The organism is Arenibacter sp. 6A1 (genome assembly GCF_012272855.1).
Taxonomy (GTDB): Bacteria; Bacteroidota; Bacteroidia; order Flavobacteriales; family Flavobacteriaceae; genus Arenibacter.
Window position 1 is genome coordinate 87117 of record NZ_JAAXCQ010000001.1, and the last position, 17992, is coordinate 105108.

Below are 17992 nucleotides of genomic sequence, written 5' to 3' on the forward strand. Positions count from 1 at the left end.
TATTTAAGCACTTTATTTAAAGCAAAATACCGACCTAATATTCAATGCCATAAACCTTTATATGCTTATTAAACAACCTCTAAGAAGTTCCTTAGTATACGCTCTCCTACGAGGCTACTTTTTTCTGGATGAAACTGAGTACCGTAAAAATTATTTTTCTGTAAGGCTGCACTATAATCTAGGTCGTAATTGGTTACTGCGATGGTATCTTTACAGATCGGAACATAAAAACTATGTACCATATAGATATATTCGTTTTCCGATACTCCATTAAACAAAACGGAATCGAACTTAGCTATTTGGTTCCACCCTATCTGAGGCACTTTCACCTTGTTAGAAAACTTCACGGCATTTACCTCAAAAATCCCCAATCCCGAAGTATTCCCTTCTTCCGTTGCCTTACACATCAACTGCATCCCCAAGCAAATCCCTAATACCGGTTGTTTTAATTGAGGAATTAGAAGATGTAGGCCACTGTCTTTTAATTTTCCCATAGCGCTTCCGGCCTCCCCTACACCGGGAAATATAACCTTATCGGCTGCCAGGATTTCTTCCTTATCACTACTCAGAACCGCCTCGTACCCTAAGCGCTGAATGGCGAATTTAATACTCTGTATGTTGCCTGCGCCGTAATTGATAATTACAATTTTCATTTCTTTTGATCTATATCCCCTCCAAAAGGAGGGGGAATTTAGTTTTCAAATATTTTTTCACACCCTCCCAAGGATTAAAGCACTCCCTTGGTACTAGGCAATACCATTTTTTCGACATCGCGTTTAACCGACATTTTGATGGCCTTAGCAAAAGCCTTAAAAATAGCTTCTATTTTATGGTGCTCATTGGTTCCTTCTGCCTTAATATTCAAATTAGCCTTTGCTCCATCAGTAAAGGACTTAAAGAAATGATAAAACATTTCGGTTGGCATTTTACCGATCATTTCGCGTTTAAATTCTGTTTCCCATACCAACCAGTTACGACCGCCGAAATCTATCGCTACCTGAGCTAAACAATCGTCCATTGGCAAACAAAAACCATAGCGTTCTATTCCTAACTTATTCCCTAGGGCTTTGGCAAATACCTCCCCTAAGGCAATGGCAGTATCTTCTATGGTGTGATGTTCGTCGACCTCTAAGTCTCCTTTCACTTTAATATCCAGATCCATTTGGCCATGACGTGCCAATTGATCTAACATATGGTCAAAAAAGTCTAGGCCAGTACTAATATTACTCTTCCCTGTACCATCAAGATTCAGTTTTATAAAAATATCGGTCTCATGGGTAGTACGTTGTATTTCGGAAACACGGTCCTGCAGTTTTAAAAACTCATAAATCTGCTCCCAATCATTGGTTTCCAAGGCAATATACGAGGACAACTCGTCTTTTTGAACGGTGATTTCCCCAGTACCTAAATGAGTATCATCATTGATGAAGATTCCTTTAGAGCCTAGGTTTTTAGCCAATTCAATATCTGTAAGCCTATCGCCAATAACAAAGGAATTGGCTAAATCATATTCGTCCGAGAAATATTCCGTCAGCAGTCCAGTTCCAGGCTTCCTAGTATTGGCATTTTCATGCGGAAAGGTTTTGTCTAAAAATACTTTATCGAAAACTACCCCTTCATTTTCAAAGGAGTTTAAGATAAAGTTGTGCACTGGCCAAAAAGTATCTTCCGGAAAGGAGTCGGTTCCCAACCCATCCTGATTGGTTATCATCACCAATTCATAATCTAGTTCTTTGGCAATTTTCCCTAAAAAAGTAAAGGCTTTAGGGTAAAAGGTCATTTTTTCAAAAGCATCAATCTGCTCATCCACGGTTTCTTTAATAATGGTACCGTCTCTATCTATAAATAGTACTTTTTTCATAGCTATGATCACCCAACTCTTAAATAATAAGGGTTGTGGTATATATTTGGTTATTGTATTTCTTTTAAAGCTTTTATCAATTGTTCATTCTCTACCGGTGTACCTACCGTAAACCGCAAGGTGTTTTCACATAATGGCTGTGTGGTTCTATTTCTGATCACTACTCCTTTTGCCAATAATTTCTCATAGCGGTTATTGGCGTCGTCTACTTTTGCCAAAATAAAATTAGCATCTGAAGGAAAAATTCTTTCAACATAAGGCAATTCCAACAATGCCTTGGACAAGCAATCGCGCTGTTCTAAAATAGCCCTTATTTCCCGATCTATCGCTTCTTGGTCCTTCAAGCGCTCATAGGCTCTTTGCTGACTAAGCTCATTGACGTTATACGGTGGCTTAATCTTATTTAAAACGGCAATAATTTCTGTCGATGCATAGCAAATACCAAGTCGAATTCCTGCCAAACCATAGGCTTTAGACAAGGTCTGGGTTACGACCAAGTTAGGATACTCTTTTAGCCCCTGGATCCAACTGTCCTCTGGAGAGAAGTCAATATAAGCTTCATCAACTACCACCAGTCCATTAAAGCTTTGCAACAATTCCTTTACTACCGCTTTTGAAAAGCTATTTCCGGTAGGATTGTTGGGAGAGCACAGGAAAAGCAATTTACTGTTCTGATCGCTTCTACGAATAATCTCAGCTACGTTAGGCTCAAAGTTTTCGGTTAACAACACCTCTCTGTTCTCGATGTTATTGATACCCGAAAGCACTTTATACATCCCATAAGTTGGCGGAAGGCTTATAATATTATCTGTTTTAGGTTCACAAAAAGCCCTAAAAAGCAAATCTAACACCTCATCACTACCATTCCCCAGGAGTATTTGTTCTGGAGCAACTTTTTTCTGTGTCGCCAACACTGCTTTTAGGCTTCTTTGTTGCGGATCGGGGTACCTATTAACTCCGTTGTCAAAAGGATTCTCATTGGCGTCTAAAAAAATCATTTTAGAGCCATCCGAAACGTATTCGTCACGTGCCGAAGAATACGGGCTTAGTCCTTTGACATTGTCTCGGACCAATTTGTCTATGTTAAAATTTTCTACCATCTTCAATATATCGCTACCAATTTAATAGCCTGTAATATGTTCTTTTTATTCCGAATTTATTTTAGACTTTTCAGCCTTAGGGTCACCGCATTTTTATGAGCATGCAAGCCTTCGGCTTCAGCCATAACCTCTATAGTCTTTCCAATTTCAGAAATACCTTCCTTGGATATTTTCTGAAAGGTCATACTTTTCATAAAACTATCTAGGTTTACCCCACTATATTGTTTGGCGTACCCATTGGTAGGCAAAGTATGATTCGTTCCGGAGGCATAATCCCCGGCGCTTTCAGGAGTGTAGTTCCCGATAAAAACCGAGCCCGCATTGTAGGCATTCTCTAAAAAGAAGCTTTCATTTTCTACACATAAAATATAGTGCTCCGGTCCGTATTCGTTGATAAGATCTACGGCGGTCTGATCGTCTTCTACATAAATCAGTTTACTATTCCCTATCGATTTTTCTGCTATAGCTTTTCGCGGCAGGTCTTGAAGTTGCAATGCAACCTCTATTTCTACCGCATCGATAAAGTTTTTTGAGGTAGACACTAAAATAACCTGACTATCGGCACCGTGTTCGGCCTGACTCAATAAATCAGAGGCTACAAAGGCCGCATTGGCCGTATCGTCGGCCATCACCAAGAGTTCACTAGGACCGGCAGGCATATCTATAGCTACCCCAAATTGGGTCGCTAATTGCTTTGCTACGGTAACAAACTGGTTTCCTGGCCCAAAAATCTTATACACTTGCGGAATAGTTTCAGTTCCAAAGGTCATCCCCGCAATAGCCTGTATACCTCCTACTTTAAATATTTTTGTAACCCCGCAAAGATCGGCTGCATATAAAATTGCCGGATTTACTTTGCCTTCCTTACTAGGAGGCGTACACAGTACAATCTCCTGGCAACCAGCTATCGTTGCAGGCACCACCAACATAAGAATTGTAGAAAACAAGGGAGCTGTTCCGCCCGGGATGTATAAACCTACTTTTTGGACAGGTCGTTTTTCTTGCCAGCAAAGCACCCCATTCGCAGTTTCTACACTAACTTTTTCGGTCTTTTGAGCTATATGAAAGCGCTCTATATTGCCCTTTGCTTGTTGAATAGCCTCTTTAAGCTCTGTAGACACCAATTCCTTTGCTGCTTCAATCTCTGAAACAGACACCAAATTGGTATCCATTTTGGCACCGTCAAATTTTTCGGTATATTTTTTAACAATAGCATCCCCTCCGCTTTTTATTTCCTTAAAAACGTTCTTGACAACATCTTCTATGTCAGCTACCGTTTGCGTGGGTCTTTTCAAAACCGTTTTCCAATCATCTCTGATCGGATTATAAATTTTATTCATCCTATGCTCCTTTTAGGTTTTTAAGCCTCTTATCCAATTAAGATTACTCAAAAACAGCTGTATAATTCTTCAATAAAACTCCTTTCTCTCAGGTATTATTAAAAGGAATACAATCCTTACAACACCATTTTTTCGATCGGACAAACCAAAATACCTTCGGCACCAGCCTTTTTAAGTTCGTCTATGACCTCCCAAAATTTATCTTTATTGATAACAGTGTGTATAGAACTCCACCCTTCTTCTGCCAACGGTAAAACGGTAGGGCTTCGCATTCCTGGCAGGAGTGCAATTACCTCTTCCAGCTTATCATTAGGAGCGTTTAACAACACATACTTGGATTGTCTGGCTCTGAGGACGGATTGGATTCTAAACTGCAGCTTTTCGAGCAACAGCTGCCTTTCAGCATCAATCAAGGGAGATACCGCCAATACGGCTTCACTGGTCAGCATGACTTCTACCTCTTTTAGATTGTTTTTAAACAGCGTACTCCCACTAGAGACTATATCACAAATAGCATCTGCCAACCCAATATTAGGAGCAATTTCTACAGAACCATTAATAATGTGAATATCAGATTTCACCCCTTTACTTTCCAAATAGTTTACGACGGTATTGGGGTAGGAAGTAGCTATACGCTTCCCTTCAAAATCTGTAACATCTTTATATTTTATTGATTTAGGGACCGCTAAAGAAACTTTACATTTAGAAAAGCCTAATTTTTCCGCTATAGAAATATCACCACCTTTTTCTATAAGAACGTTTTCTCCAATAATCGCAATATCTACTACTCCATCCCTTAAATATTGTGGGATATCGCCATTTCTTAGATAAAACACTTCCAAAGGAAAATTCCTTGAACATGCTTTAAGTTGGTCCTTTCCATTGTCTATGGATATACCACAATCTTTTAAAATCTGCAGTGAATCCTCATTAAGACGTCCACTTTTTTGAATTGCAATTCTAATTTTTTTCATTTTCAATTTTTAGATTTTGCCTGAGCGAAACAAACAGGCAGAAAAAACAAAACCCGTTTGATTGCTCAAACGGGTTAGATTATATTTTAATTACAACAATACATTTCTATCTCGCTTGATGGCCAGTATGGAAATGATGATGATGTGTGTTTTTATTTTTCATGATGCTGTAAAAGTAGTATATAAGCGTATAACTTTCAAATTTTTATACTACACATTTTCATGACAGTTTGTTAAATTATTATTGATTCCCCAAAATGATTGGCATACCAGAGTCTCCACTCCCTATAACGATTACCTTAGAGTTTGGAGATTCCGATAGTTTTATAGTAGCATCGATACCTTTATCCTGCAAAATCTTATCGGTTAAGGAAGCGCTTAAAATCTGGTTAGCATCTGCCTTTCCTTGAGCCTCTATACGTACTTTTTCTGCTTCTTTTTGGGCAGTAACAAGTCTAAACTCGTATTCCAAAGACTCTTGTTCTTGCTTTAGTTTACGCTCAATAGCTTCTTTTATAGTCGAAGGCAACGTAACGTCTCTTACCAATATATCGTTTAACTGAATATATTGATCTTCTACTATCTTTTTAGACTCTTCAAATATCTCGTGTTGTATAGCATCTCTTTTACTAGAATACAGTTGTTCAGGCGTGTAACGCCCTACAACACTTCTAGCGGCCGATCTAATCGCAGGCAACAACACTCGTTGTGCATATTGCTCTCCTTTCTCTTGATGTAGTTTTCCTAAAAACTCGCGTTTAGGCTCAAACCAAATAGAAGCATCTAACTTGATATCCAATCCGTTCGAAGACAATACATTCATTTTCTCAAAAACTTCTTGTTGTCTTACTTCATAGATAAATACTTTGTTCCACGGGGCAACAATTTGAAAACCTTCTCCTAAGGGCGCTTCATCGGTTACTACTCCCCCGCCAAAAGTTTTATACAACACCCCGGCCTCTCCCGAGTTTATGGTGATGGCAGATTTCGAAATTAAGATGATCACTAAAATAAAACCGATTATTACTGGTAATGCAATTTTTGGTAATTTGTCCATTTACTATTTGTATTTATATAATTAATTCTACGTTAAACCGTTATATTTTCTCAACATCCATTCTATAGCCATAGCAAGGACTATGACTAGCAATGTTATTTTAATATCTATCAAAGGTACAACAATTTGTTTGCTTTTCTGAATAGGGCTGTAGCTTTGATCTGTCCGTAAAGTCTCTATCAAAACCGTAATATCCTCGGGAAAAAACAATGCCCCTTTACTATTGCTTGCTAGTCGTTGCAGTTTTTTATAATTACTCGATAAAAACTGCTTCTCCAGATCAAAGTCCAGGATTGTAAAACTCCCCGCTCTACTTATACCATTATTTTTTTCAGAAACCGAAAAACTATAGGTTCCCGCTGCTAAATCACTGAGGTCTGCCTCGTAATACCCTTCCTGTAAGAGCATTGGCAACTCTTGTTGCGTTGCGCTGCTTTCCTGGGAAATATTTAGTTGAAGATCTGCGTTTGAGTCAAAGGAATACGTTTCATCAAAAAAGCTGGCCTTTATTTTTGCTGTATTACCACTTTCGTACATCGACTCATACTCCACCATAAGCCTACTTTTATTTTTGGAGCTGGAAAGATATAATATCAGCTTCCCTATAAAGTCATCAAAATTTTTAAAATTCAAATCTCTTTGAAAGGACTGAAGTCTCCATTTCCAAATATTTTCTCCCACCAATAGCATATGCATCCTATTATTATCTTCCGTTACCGCCAATAACGGACTTTCTTGTCGCTCACCCCTGATATACATTTCCAACAAAACATCTTGAATACCCATGGGGCTAAAAAATCCTACATTGCTCTCTAAAGGCGGTAAATTCTCAAAATAAAAATCCGAGATATCGAATTTAGAAAAAGAAGGATCAGAGACTGCAAATATTTCCTGTACAGGATATCCGGTTTCAAACAGATAGTTGTTTTGCATCTTATTCAAAAAACCTAAATCCGAATGAGTTCCTAAAACAGTGAAAATATTTGCTTGTTTCTGTTTTACAAAACTATAAACATTGTCAAAAGCACTGGTAGGCTGATAAAACACAAACAATTCCATATCCTCTAAACTGCTTATAGCTGCGCTTGATGAAAACAAACTTACGGAACGTTGCTCATTGGAGGCTATGGCCTTTTTTAAAACACCGATATCAGGATGTAAAATATCTGAAATTATAGCCACATCTATTTTTTCATCCAACACCTCTACAGTTAGGGCCTTTTGATTATTGTCCGTGTTTTTTTCATTAGGAAAACTACCGGCAACAACCTTTATTTGCTGCAACCCAACCTTATCGGCATCAATATTCACCGAAATAATTTTAGCATTAGAAATCCTAGACATGGCAACTACTTCCCTATGAATTTGCTTTCCGTTACTAAAAACCTGTAAATGGGAAGAAACAGCCCCATACCCATCATAGGAAAGATGAATTTCCAAGGGGAATTTATTCTTTATAAAAGCATATTTATTGGCATTTAATTGACTAATACGAACATCCTCATAAGAAGTACTGTCTCCCAACACCAGAGGATAGACAGGGAAATTCTGTCTTTTTCCGTAAAACTCATAATCCTCACCAACGGTCTGATTACCGTCTGACAATAACACAACAGCGGTATTGGTGTTAGCATATATTTCATTTACTGAAGCCAATGCCTTAGAAATATTAGTATTTTTCTCCTGAAAGCGTAGCGGAACAGAATCCTTTAAATGAGCACCAAAACTATATGTTTTTACTTTAAACTTATCTTCTAATTCCTTTATAGCATTTTTTACCGTATTAATCCCCTCTACGGCCTTTACTGAATCGCCATGAACGATAGAGGTTGAGTTATCTACCAAAACTATTAAGTTAGCCTTTTCTAAGCTATAGTTATTGCTATAAAATTTTGGATTCACTAATAAAAGGAACACCCCGAAAATAGCTATAAACCTAAAAAAGGAAAGAAAGCCATAAAGCCTTCCTCCCTTTTTTGTATTATAAAAATATTGAAACAGCGTTATCGCCAAAGCCGCCAAACCGGAAAGCAAAATATAAAAAACTGTTTCTATATGCATTATTTAGATTGTTTACTACGACACCTATTTGATTTTTAGCTAAATAAAACCAACCTTAGGCACAGCTCATCGCAGCTTAAGTTAACATCCCTCCATCAACATTTAATACTTGTCCTGTGATGTATGCAGATAAGTCCGAAGCAAGGAACAAACAAGCGTTTGCTACATCTTCTGGAGCTCCTCCTCTTTTTAACGGAATTCCGTCTCTCCATCCTTGTACTACCTTGTCATCTAACTTATCGGTCATCTCTGTTTCGATAAATCCTGGAGCAATGGCATTACATCTAATGTTTCTTGACCCTAATTCTAGCGCTATAGATTTTGTAAACCCAATCATACCTGCCTTAGAAGCCGCATAATTTGATTGACCAGCATTCCCCTTAACACCTACAACACTACTCATATTAATGATAGCCCCTTTTCTTTGTTTAAGCATGGTTCGTTGTACGGCCTTTGTCATATTGAATACCGATTTTAAGTTGATTTCGATAACAGCATCAAAATCAGCCTCTCCCATTCTCATCAATAGATTATCTTTGGTAATTCCTGCGTTATTAATAAGAACATCTATTACCCCATCAAAATCTTCCAATACTTGGGCCACCAATTTCTCGGCATCGTCAAAACTTGCTGCGTTGCTTTTATAAGCCTTAGCTTTCACCCCCATAGCGGTAAGTTCTTTTTCCAAGGCTATCGCCGGGGCTTCACTGGAACTATATGTAAAAGCGACATTTGCGCCATGTTCTGCAAAAACTTTGGCTATCCCCATACCAATACCTCTACTGGCACCTGTTATTATTGCATTTTTACCTTCTAGTAACTTCATTTTTAAATAATTTTCTTAAATATTAATCAAATATAAGATATATCCTCTTTTAATATACTTTTTTCCTAAAATGCTTAGAAACAATTTCACCTTGTTAAAAGGCGAAAAAAATCCCGTTATATTCTAAAATAAATCCGATTGTAGTCGGCTTAGAATAAACGGGAAATTATATCAAGAAAAAGGGCTTACCCTAATACTTCTTTTACTTTTAGTCCAATTTCCGCTGGAGAATCTACTACGTGGATACCACTTTCTCTCATAATGCGTTTTTTAGCCTGTGCAGTATCGTCACTACCACCAACGATAGCTCCGGCATGCCCCATGGTTCTACCTGCTGGTGCAGTTTCCCCTGCTATAAAACCAACGATTGGTTTTTTGCTACCACTAGCCTTGTACCAATGAGCAGCATCAGCCTCCAATTGACCTCCAATTTCGCCAATCATTACTACACATTCCGTTTCCGGATCATTGATCAACAACTCTACAGCTTCTTTAGTTGATGTTCCAATGATTGGATCACCACCAATACCGATAGCTGTTGTAATCCCCAATCCTTGACGAACTACCTGATCGGCAGCCTCATAGGTTAAGGTCCCTGATTTAGAAACGATCCCTACTGTACCTTTTTTGAAAACAAAGCCTGGCATAATCCCTACTTTTGCTTCTCCCGGGGTAATTACCCCAGGGCAGTTAGGCCCAATCAAACGACAATCCATGTGTTTGATGTAGTCATACGCCTTCACCATATCCGCTACCGGAATACCTTCAGTAATGGTTATAATAACTTTGATGCCCGCGCTAGCTGCCTCCATTATTGCGTCTGCCGCAAAAGCTGGTGGAACAAAAATGATACTAGTATCCGCTCCTGCTTTTTGTACCGCTTCTTCAACGGTGTTAAAAACAGGCCTATCCAAATGCAACTGACCACCTTTTCCAGGCGTTACACCCCCTACTACGTTAGTGCCATATTCAATCATTTGTTGAGCATGGAAGGTACCTTCGCTACCAGTAAAACCTTGAACAATAATTTTGGAATCTTTATTAACTAAAACGCTCATTATATTTTTGGTTTATTTAATTGCCGTAAAAATATGGCATTGGAAATGATTTCTAAAGTATTCTTTTGCTTATTTAACTATTCTTTTTAAAATAGAGGGCATTTGTTTAGCCATGGCTAATTGCTTCATTTTTTCTCTAGACTCCTCTGCCGGGCTTCCAAAGAAACTCTTTCCTCCTTCTAAAGATTTAGCAACCCCGGTTTGCGCTAATACTACAGCTTTTTTACCAATAGTAATACCACTCCTTACGCCTACCTGCCCCCATAAGGTAACCTCGTCCTCTATGACCACACAACCAGCTATACCAGTTTGCGAGGCTATAAGACATCGCTCCCCAATAATAGTATCGTGTCCTACCTGTACCTGGTTATCTATTTTGGTTCCTTTTTTAATAGTAGTGTCACCAGTAACGCCGTTATCTATAGTACACAACGCACCAATATCTACATTATCCTCTATAACCACCCGTCCCCCGGAAAGTAATTTATCAAAACCTTCTGGCCTATTTTTATAATAAAAAGCATCAGAACCTAGTACTGTACCGGCATGTATCGTCACATTGTTACCAATCACACAATTGTCATAAATAGACACATTGGAGTGAATAAGGCAATTATCCCCTATAGTAACATTGTTCCCTATAAAACAATTAGGTTGCACGACAGTCCCTTTACCAATAACACTACTAGAAGCAATAGCGCTAGTAGCTTGCACAAAAGGCTTAAAGAAACTTGTTAAGGTATTAAAATCCCTAAAAGGATCGTCAGACACTAATAATGCCTTTCCCTTAGGACACTCCACTTCCTTGTTGATCAATACAATAGAGGCTTTGCTATTCAAAGCCTTATCATAATATTTAGGATGATCTACAAAAACGATATCCCCTTTTTCGACTACGTGAATTTCGTTCATTCCGAGAACAGGAAAATCGTCTTCTCCAATATACTCTGAATTAATAATAGTAGCAATCTGCTTTAAAGTATACGGAACTGGAAACTTCATAACAAGTGTATAGAGTTAGATAATTGGGCTACCTGTGGAATTCTCAATAAAACAGTCTATTGACTTAGCGAACAATCACAGGTATCCTCTATAGTTTTAAGCTTTTACACGCTCCATATAAGCGCCTTTTTCGGTGTCTATTTTTATTTTATCACCTTCGTTGATAAAAAGCGGCACATTCACAGTTGCGCCTGTTTCTACCGTTGCCGGCTTGGTCGCATTTGTAGCTGTATTTCCTTTAACACCTGGTTCTGTATAAGTCACTTCTAAAATAACACTTGCAGGCATATCAACCGATAAAGGCATACTGTCCTCTGTGTTAAACAATACAGTAACTACCTCTCCCTCCTTCAGTAATTTCGGAGCATCCAAAGAGCTTTCTGGCAATGTAATTTGATTATAGTCGTCCGTATTCATAAAATGATACGTATCGCCTTCTGGGTACAAAAATTGATATGAACGAGTTTCTACTCGTACATCTTCCAATTTATGACCTGCCGAAAAAGTGTTCTCCAATATCCTTCCTGTACTAACACTTCTAAGCTTGGTTCTAACAAAAGCAGGGCCTTTCCCTGGCTTCACATGAAGAAACTCAATAATTTTATATATATCGTTGTTAAAACGAATACATAATCCTTTTCTAATATCTGATGTTGATGCCATATAAATTTAATTTGTGCTAAAATAACCTTTCATGATTCCTCTTTGGGAATCTCTTATAAATTGCAATATCTCGTCCCTTTCAGGAGTTGCTTCCATTTCTGCTTCAATAATCTGAACAGCCTGAGTATTGTTATAATTTTTTTGATATAAAATCCTATAGATGTTTTGAATTTCCCTGATTTTATCAGACTCAAAACCTCTTCTTCTCAATCCTACGGAATTTATTCCTACATAAGAAAGCGGCTCCCTTGCAGCCTTTACAAATGGGGGAACATCTTTTCTTACCAAAGACCCACCGGTTACAAACGAATAACTACCGATTGAGACAAATTGATGAACTGCTACAAAACCAGCCAAAATTACATTACTACCGATAGTTACATGACCGGCCAAGGTTGAGTTGTTAGAAAAAATACAATTATCCCCTACAATACAATCATGGGCAATATGGCAATACGCCATAATAAGACAATTTTCCCCAATCACGGTTTTCATTCTGTCCGAAGTACCCTTATGAATAGTCGCACACTCCCTAATAGTGGTGTTATTACCTATTACAACAGTAGTTTCTTCATCATCGTACTTTAAGTCTTGAGGAGGCGCCGAAATAACGGCACCAGGAAAAATATTACAATTCTTTCCTATTCTTGCCCCTTCCATTATGGTAACGTTGGATCCTATCCAAGTACCTTCTCCGATGATAACATTATTATGAATGGTAGTAAAAGGATCTACTACTACATTTTTTGCAATTTTAGCACCAGGGTGAATATATGCCAATGGTTGATTCATCCTATTGTTTCTTTTTAACTATTTGCGCCATCATTTCTGCTTCACATACTAATTTTCCATTAGCATAAGCATAGGCTTGCATATGACAAATACCTCTTCTTATTGGTGTAATTAAGCTACAGTGAAAAATAAGCGTATCACCAGGCAAAACCTTTTGTTTAAACTTGACATTGTCTATTTTCATAAAAAGAGTCAAGTAATTCTCAGGGTCGGGAACCGTACTCAAAACTAAGATCCCCCCGGTTTGCGCCATCGCCTCTACTTGCAATACTCCTGGCATCACTGGAGCCCCTGGGAAATGCCCCACAAAAAACGGCTCGTTCATGGTCACGTTTTTCATCCCTACCACATGCTGCTCTGACAATTCCAATATTCTATCAATTAACAAGAATGGAGGCCTGTGAGGCAACATATCCATAATTTGATGAATATCCATTAATGGTGGTTGATTCAGATCATAAGAAGGAACAAAATTTCTTTTCTCCGCTTTTATGAGTTTGGATAGTTTTTTAGCAAATTGGGTATTTACAAAATGACCAGGTTTGTTAGCGATCACTTTACCTCTCACCCTTATCCCTATCAGGGCCAAGTCGCCTACAACGTCTAGCAATTTATGCCTAGCCGCCTCGTTCGGGTGATGCAAGGTTAAATTATCTAAAATTCCGTTTGGTTTCACCGAAAGCTTTTTCTTATCAAAAGCCTTTTCAAGCTTCTTCATGGTAGCTTCGGAAATTTCCTTGTCTACGTATACGATTGCGTTGTTAAGATCTCCTCCTTTTATCAGACCGTTCTCTAATAAAGCTTCTAGCTCATGTAAAAAGCTAAAGGTTCTAGAATCAGCAAATTGAGTCTTAAAATCGGCTAGGTTTTCTAGAGTAGCATTCTGTGTTCCAAGAATTTTTGTACCAAAATCGACCATAGTCGTTATTTGGTAAGTATCGGAAGGAATAATAGTGATCTCACTACCAGTAGCCTCATCTTTATAGGAAATAACCTCTTTAACAACGTATTCTTGCCTAAAAGCTGTCTGCTCTACAATACCAGCTTCTTCCAAAGCTTCGACAAAAAACTTTGAAGAACCATCCATAATCGGTGGTTCGGATGCATTTAGCTCTATAAGGACATTGTCTATTTCTAGACCTACCAAGGCTGCAAGAACGTGCTCGGAAGTCTGTATTTTAACGCCTCTTTTCTCTAGATTGGTGCCTCTTTGGGTATTGACCACATAATTAGCATCAGCTTCTATTATTGGTTCTCCTTCTAAATCTACACGCTTAAAAGCATATCCAAAATTCTCAGGTGCCGGAACAAATTTCATTGTTACGTTCTCCCCTGTATGCAAACCAACACCTTTTAAGGTTATCTCCTTTGCAATTGTCCGTTGTTTTGTTGCTGTGTTACTTACCATCAATTTGTTTTTCTATTTTTTCTAACCTATTAATGACTTTAGGTAAATTTTTAAAATGCACATAAGACTTATTAAAATCACTATAACTAATAGCCGGTGAGCCCTGTAGGACCTCGTCGTCCTTTACATTCCTACCGATACCGGATTGGGCTTGTATCCTCACCCTATCACCGATAGTTATATGTCCAACGATGCCAACCTGCCCGCCAATCATACAGTGTTTACCAATCTTAGTAGATCCTGCCACTCCAGTTTGAGCCGCAATTACCGTATGCTCGCCAATTTCTACATTGTGAGCGATCATTATTTGATTATCAAGTTTAACGCCTTTTCTTAATATCGTAGAGCCTAGCGTAGCCCTGTCAATAGTTGTCCCAGCCCCAATGTCAATATCGTCTTCAAGAACCACGTTTCCAATCTGTGGAACTCTTTGATATTCTCCATTTTCATCGGGAGCAAACCCAAAACCGTCTGCTCCTAGCACAACTCCGCTATGGATAATGCAGTTTTTACCTATAATAGTTTCCGAATAAATCTTAGCACCGGCAAAAACCGTTACATCGTCTCCGATAGTAACATTGTCACCTATATAAACATTAGGATATATCTTAACATTATCACCAATCTTTACATTGTTTCCAATATAAGCAAAGGCACCAAGATAAAGATTTTCCCCAAACGAGGCGGAATCCGATTTAAAAACAGGACTCTCAATCCCTACCTTATTATTCTTTACTTCATTGTAATAAGCCAACAGTTTTGAAAAGGACTGATAAGCATTCTCTACTTTAATCAAAGTAGTCTCCAAAGGATGTTCCGCTACGAAGTCTTTATTGACTATAGTTACGGAAGCCTTGGTCTTATATATATAGGGAGTATATTTAGGATTTGCCAAAAAAGTAAGCGCTCCTTTTACCCCCTCTTCTATCTTCGCGAGTTTATGGACAGCAATTTCTGGATCTCCCACAACTTCCCCTTCTAAAATCCCCGCGATTTGACTAGCTGTAAATTTCATGGCCACAAAAGTAAGAAAAATTGTTAAATAGAAGCTTTAGGATAACATATATAATACTTGGTCACTGTTTTTGAAAGCGCCTTTAGATTTAATTGATCGGAAGCTTTCGCCACATCCACAACCTTAGCATTAGATCTTAAAATATTGATATTCTGACACTCCGTATTATAAGCTCTATTCATAATCTCGCCCGAAAACACAAAATAAGACGCCTCCTTATCACTTAAATTATATTGGTTTTTAAAGGCCGTAAAATGTTTATTGAATTTCATTTCACTGATCGGATTATTTTTTAGCTTTATATGTAACAGCCTCCTATTAATAACCATGGCACACAAATGGGACAATACAAAATCATCATGGTCTTGCCATGATTTTATAGCAGACAATATATCAACATCATCTAACCTGGCAAACAAATCCAAGGTGTCATTTCCAAAATTATCTTTATTGATTTTATTTTCCATAAAAAACCGCAAGGCATTGCTACAGGGCAACTGCTGCCCAAGACCTATAAGTTCCTTAGCTCTTTTAAGTATTTTAATCAATAGTTGCTCAGCCACCAAGCCCGTCTTGTGCAAATACACCTGCCAATACATAAAACGCCTTGCCATCAAGAATTTTTCGACCGAGTAAATAGCCTTCTCCTCCACCACTAAATTATCATTAAGAACATTTAGCATGGTCAGTAAGCGTTCGGAATTAATATTCCCTTCAGCCACTCCGGTATAGAAACTATCCCTTTTCAAATAGTCCATCCTATCCATATCTAACTGACTCGATACTAATTGATTTAAGAATCTCCTAGGATGCAATCCTTTAAAAATTGAGATAGCAGTAGCCAACCTGCCCTTATACTTTTCATTTAGCTGCTCCATAAACAACAAGGAGATTTGTTCATGACTCACCTCATCTACTATACTGTGTTCCATGGCATGCGAAAATGGCCCATGTCCGATATCATGCAACAATATAGCGCACAATAACCCCTCTTCTTCTTCTTCACTGATTTGAATAGATTTAAGACGCAACACCTGAATAGCGTGCTGCATTAGATGCATACTCCCTAAGGCGTGATGAAATCTAGTATGATGTGCTCCTGGGTATACCAGGTAAGTCATGCCCATTTGAGAAATCCGTCTTAAACGCTGAAAGCAAGGCTCCGCAATCAGATTAAAAATTAGTAGGTTTGGTATACTAATAAATCCGTAAATTGGATCATTGAAAATTTTGAGTTTATTTGATTTTATCAATATAATTTTCTTTATACGGACAAATATAAGCACTAAATGAACAAGATAACAATACTTTGGGTAGATGATGAAATATATTTACTAAAACCTCATATACTTTTTTTAGAACAAAAAGACTACAAGGTTATCAGCTGCTTAAGCGGCCAAGAAGCCTTGGAAGAACTTAAAAACAACCATATTGACATTGTCTTTCTTGATGAAAATATGCCAGGGATTTCTGGTCTAGAAACCCTAAACGAAATAAAGGCCGCTTACAGCTCTATTCCTGTGGTAATGATCACCAAAAGCGAAGAAGAACTCATCATGGAAGAAGCCATAGGTGCTAAAATCGCGGATTATTTAATAAAACCCGTTAATCCAAACCAAATATTACTATCCCTCAAAAAAAACCTGGACCACTCTAGACTTGTATCCGAGAAAACAACTGCAAATTACCAACAGGAATTCAGGAAAATTGCCATGGATCTTATTACGGTCAACACCTATGAAGAATGGGCCGAACTGTACAAAAAATTACTATACTGGGAATTACGCCTAGAAGAAATAGACGATTCAGGCATGATTGAAATACTAGAATCGCAAAAAACGGAAGCCAACAATCAATTTGGGAAATTTATCGATAAAAATTACACCTCTTGGTTCAATGACCAAAACGGCCCCGTAATGTCCCACACCGTATTTAACCAATTAATCAAACCTGAATTAAAGAACAGCAAAACACTGTTGGTCGTTATTGACAATTTAAGGTACGATCAATGGCTGTCCTTTGAAGACCCCCTTACCTCTTACTACCGAAAAAGAAAAGAAGTCCCCTACTTTAGCCTTCTGCCAACTGCTACCCAATATGCGCGAAATGCTATTTTTTCTGGACTTACTCCTTTAGATATGGAGAAGAAGTATCCGAAATGGTGGAAAAACGACACTGAGGAAGGGGGTAAAAACCTCTTTGAAGAAGAATTTTTAGACTCGCAACTCCAGCGGCTAGGACTGAATTTAAAATGGAGCTACCACAAAATCAGCAGTCTTAAACAAGGAAAGCAATTAGCACAGAATTTTAGATCCCAAAAAGACAATGACCTAACCGTAATTGTTTATAATTTCGTAGACATGCTATCTCATTCCAAAACAGAAATGGAAGTCGTTAAAGAACTAGCTTCTGACGACAAAGCCTATCGTTCACTTGCGTTAAGCTGGTTTAAAAACTCTCCGCTATTACAAATTATACAGCAAGCCCAAGGCTTAGGGCTAAAACTTATTATTACCACAGACCACGGCACCATAAATGTAAAACAACCCAGCAAGGTGGTAGGAGACAAAGAAACCAGCCTAAACCTACGCTATAAGACCGGGCGCAGCTTATCTTATGAAGAAAAAGATGTTCTAGTAGCCAAGGACCCAAAAAACATATATTTACCAAACATTAATGTTAGCAGTTCTTATATTTTTGCAAAAAATGATTTATTCTTCGCTTACCCTAACAATTTTAACCATTATGTAAATTATTATAGGAACACGTATCAGCACGGAGGAGTTTCTCTCCAAGAAATGATCATACCTTTTACAGTATTAGAACCCAAATAAG

The 17992-nt window shown here is 38.1% G+C and carries 16 protein-coding genes; 1 reads left to right on the forward strand and 15 read right to left on the reverse strand.

The genetic code is table 11. The features are described 5' to 3' along the window. Positions 1 to 68: 68 nt before the first annotated feature. From hisH to HCG49_RS00415, 15 genes are all read right to left on the reverse strand, one after another. Positions 69 to 653, reverse strand: coding sequence for an imidazole glycerol phosphate synthase subunit HisH (gene hisH, locus HCG49_RS00345; protein WP_168467583.1), 585 nt, complete (start codon positions 651 to 653; stop codon positions 69 to 71). A gap of 74 nt (positions 654 to 727) precedes the next feature. Beyond that, on the reverse strand, positions 728 to 1861 hold the full coding sequence (gene hisB, locus HCG49_RS00350; RefSeq protein WP_168467584.1) for a bifunctional histidinol-phosphatase/imidazoleglycerol-phosphate dehydratase HisB: 1134 nt from the start codon (positions 1859 to 1861) through the stop codon (positions 728 to 730). Between the two features lie 50 nt (positions 1862 to 1911). Beyond that, entirely contained in the window at positions 1912 to 2961 is a 1050-nt protein-coding gene (hisC, locus tag HCG49_RS00355; RefSeq protein WP_168467802.1) for a histidinol-phosphate transaminase, read from the reverse strand. A gap of 56 nt (positions 2962 to 3017) precedes the next feature. Beyond that, positions 3018 to 4301: a histidinol dehydrogenase gene (hisD, locus tag HCG49_RS00360; RefSeq protein ID WP_168467585.1), complete on the reverse strand. Its 1284-nt coding sequence runs from the start codon at positions 4299 to 4301 to the stop codon at positions 3018 to 3020. A 116-nt stretch (positions 4302 to 4417) separates the two neighbouring features. After that, positions 4418 to 5275 (reverse strand): ATP phosphoribosyltransferase, encoded by an 858-nt coding sequence (gene hisG / locus HCG49_RS00365; RefSeq protein WP_168467586.1) that lies wholly within the window; start codon positions 5273 to 5275, stop codon positions 4418 to 4420. Positions 5276 to 5516: 241 nt separating this feature from the next. Further along, a complete protein-coding gene (locus HCG49_RS00370) occupies positions 5517 to 6332 on the reverse strand; it encodes a prohibitin family protein (protein ID WP_168467587.1) in 816 nt (271 codons plus the stop codon). Between the two features lie 27 nt (positions 6333 to 6359). Next, the gene (locus HCG49_RS00375) at positions 6360 to 8393 is read right to left on the reverse strand and encodes a VWA domain-containing protein (RefSeq protein ID WP_168467588.1); all 2034 of its coding nucleotides are present in this window, start codon (positions 8391 to 8393) and stop codon (positions 6360 to 6362) included. A gap of 76 nt (positions 8394 to 8469) precedes the next feature. Continuing rightward, complete coding sequence (fabG, locus tag HCG49_RS00380) at positions 8470 to 9219, reverse strand: 3-oxoacyl-[acyl-carrier-protein] reductase (protein ID WP_168467589.1); 750 nt, start codon at positions 9217 to 9219, stop codon at positions 8470 to 8472. A gap of 185 nt (positions 9220 to 9404) precedes the next feature. Further along, entirely contained in the window at positions 9405 to 10277 is an 873-nt protein-coding gene (gene sucD / locus HCG49_RS00385; protein WP_168467590.1) for a succinate--CoA ligase subunit alpha, read from the reverse strand. Positions 10278 to 10346: 69 nt separating this feature from the next. Continuing rightward, on the reverse strand, positions 10347 to 11279 hold the full coding sequence (locus HCG49_RS00390; RefSeq protein WP_168467591.1) for a UDP-3-O-(3-hydroxymyristoyl)glucosamine N-acyltransferase: 933 nt from the start codon (positions 11277 to 11279) through the stop codon (positions 10347 to 10349). A gap of 96 nt (positions 11280 to 11375) precedes the next feature. Then, positions 11376 to 11942, reverse strand: a complete 567-nt coding sequence (gene efp / locus HCG49_RS00395) for an elongation factor P (protein ID WP_168467592.1) — start codon at positions 11940 to 11942, stop codon at positions 11376 to 11378. Between the two features lie 6 nt (positions 11943 to 11948). Further along, positions 11949 to 12734 carry an acyl-ACP--UDP-N-acetylglucosamine O-acyltransferase gene (gene lpxA / locus HCG49_RS00400; RefSeq protein WP_168467593.1) on the reverse strand — a complete coding sequence of 262 codons (786 nt, stop codon included), beginning with the start codon at positions 12732 to 12734 and terminating at the stop codon, positions 11949 to 11951. 1 nt (position 12735) lies between these two features. Next, complete coding sequence (locus HCG49_RS00405; RefSeq protein WP_168467594.1) at positions 12736 to 14142, reverse strand: bifunctional UDP-3-O-[3-hydroxymyristoyl] N-acetylglucosamine deacetylase/3-hydroxyacyl-ACP dehydratase; 1407 nt, start codon at positions 14140 to 14142, stop codon at positions 12736 to 12738. Continuing rightward, positions 14132 to 15157 carry a UDP-3-O-(3-hydroxymyristoyl)glucosamine N-acyltransferase gene (gene lpxD, locus HCG49_RS00410; RefSeq protein ID WP_168467595.1) on the reverse strand — a complete coding sequence of 342 codons (1026 nt, stop codon included), beginning with the start codon at positions 15155 to 15157 and terminating at the stop codon, positions 14132 to 14134. Before lpxD ends, HCG49_RS00405 begins: the two co-directional genes overlap by 11 nt. A 23-nt stretch (positions 15158 to 15180) precedes the next feature. Continuing rightward, on the reverse strand, positions 15181 to 16410 hold the full coding sequence (locus HCG49_RS00415; protein ID WP_168467596.1) for an HD domain-containing protein: 1230 nt from the start codon (positions 16408 to 16410) through the stop codon (positions 15181 to 15183). Positions 16411 to 16446: 36 nt separating this feature from the next. Here HCG49_RS00415 and HCG49_RS00420 point away from each other — a divergent pair, with 36 nt between their 5' ends. Then, a complete protein-coding gene (locus tag HCG49_RS00420) occupies positions 16447 to 17991 on the forward strand; it encodes a bifunctional response regulator/alkaline phosphatase family protein (RefSeq protein WP_168467597.1) in 1545 nt (514 codons plus the stop codon). Position 17992: the final 1 nt, after the last annotated feature.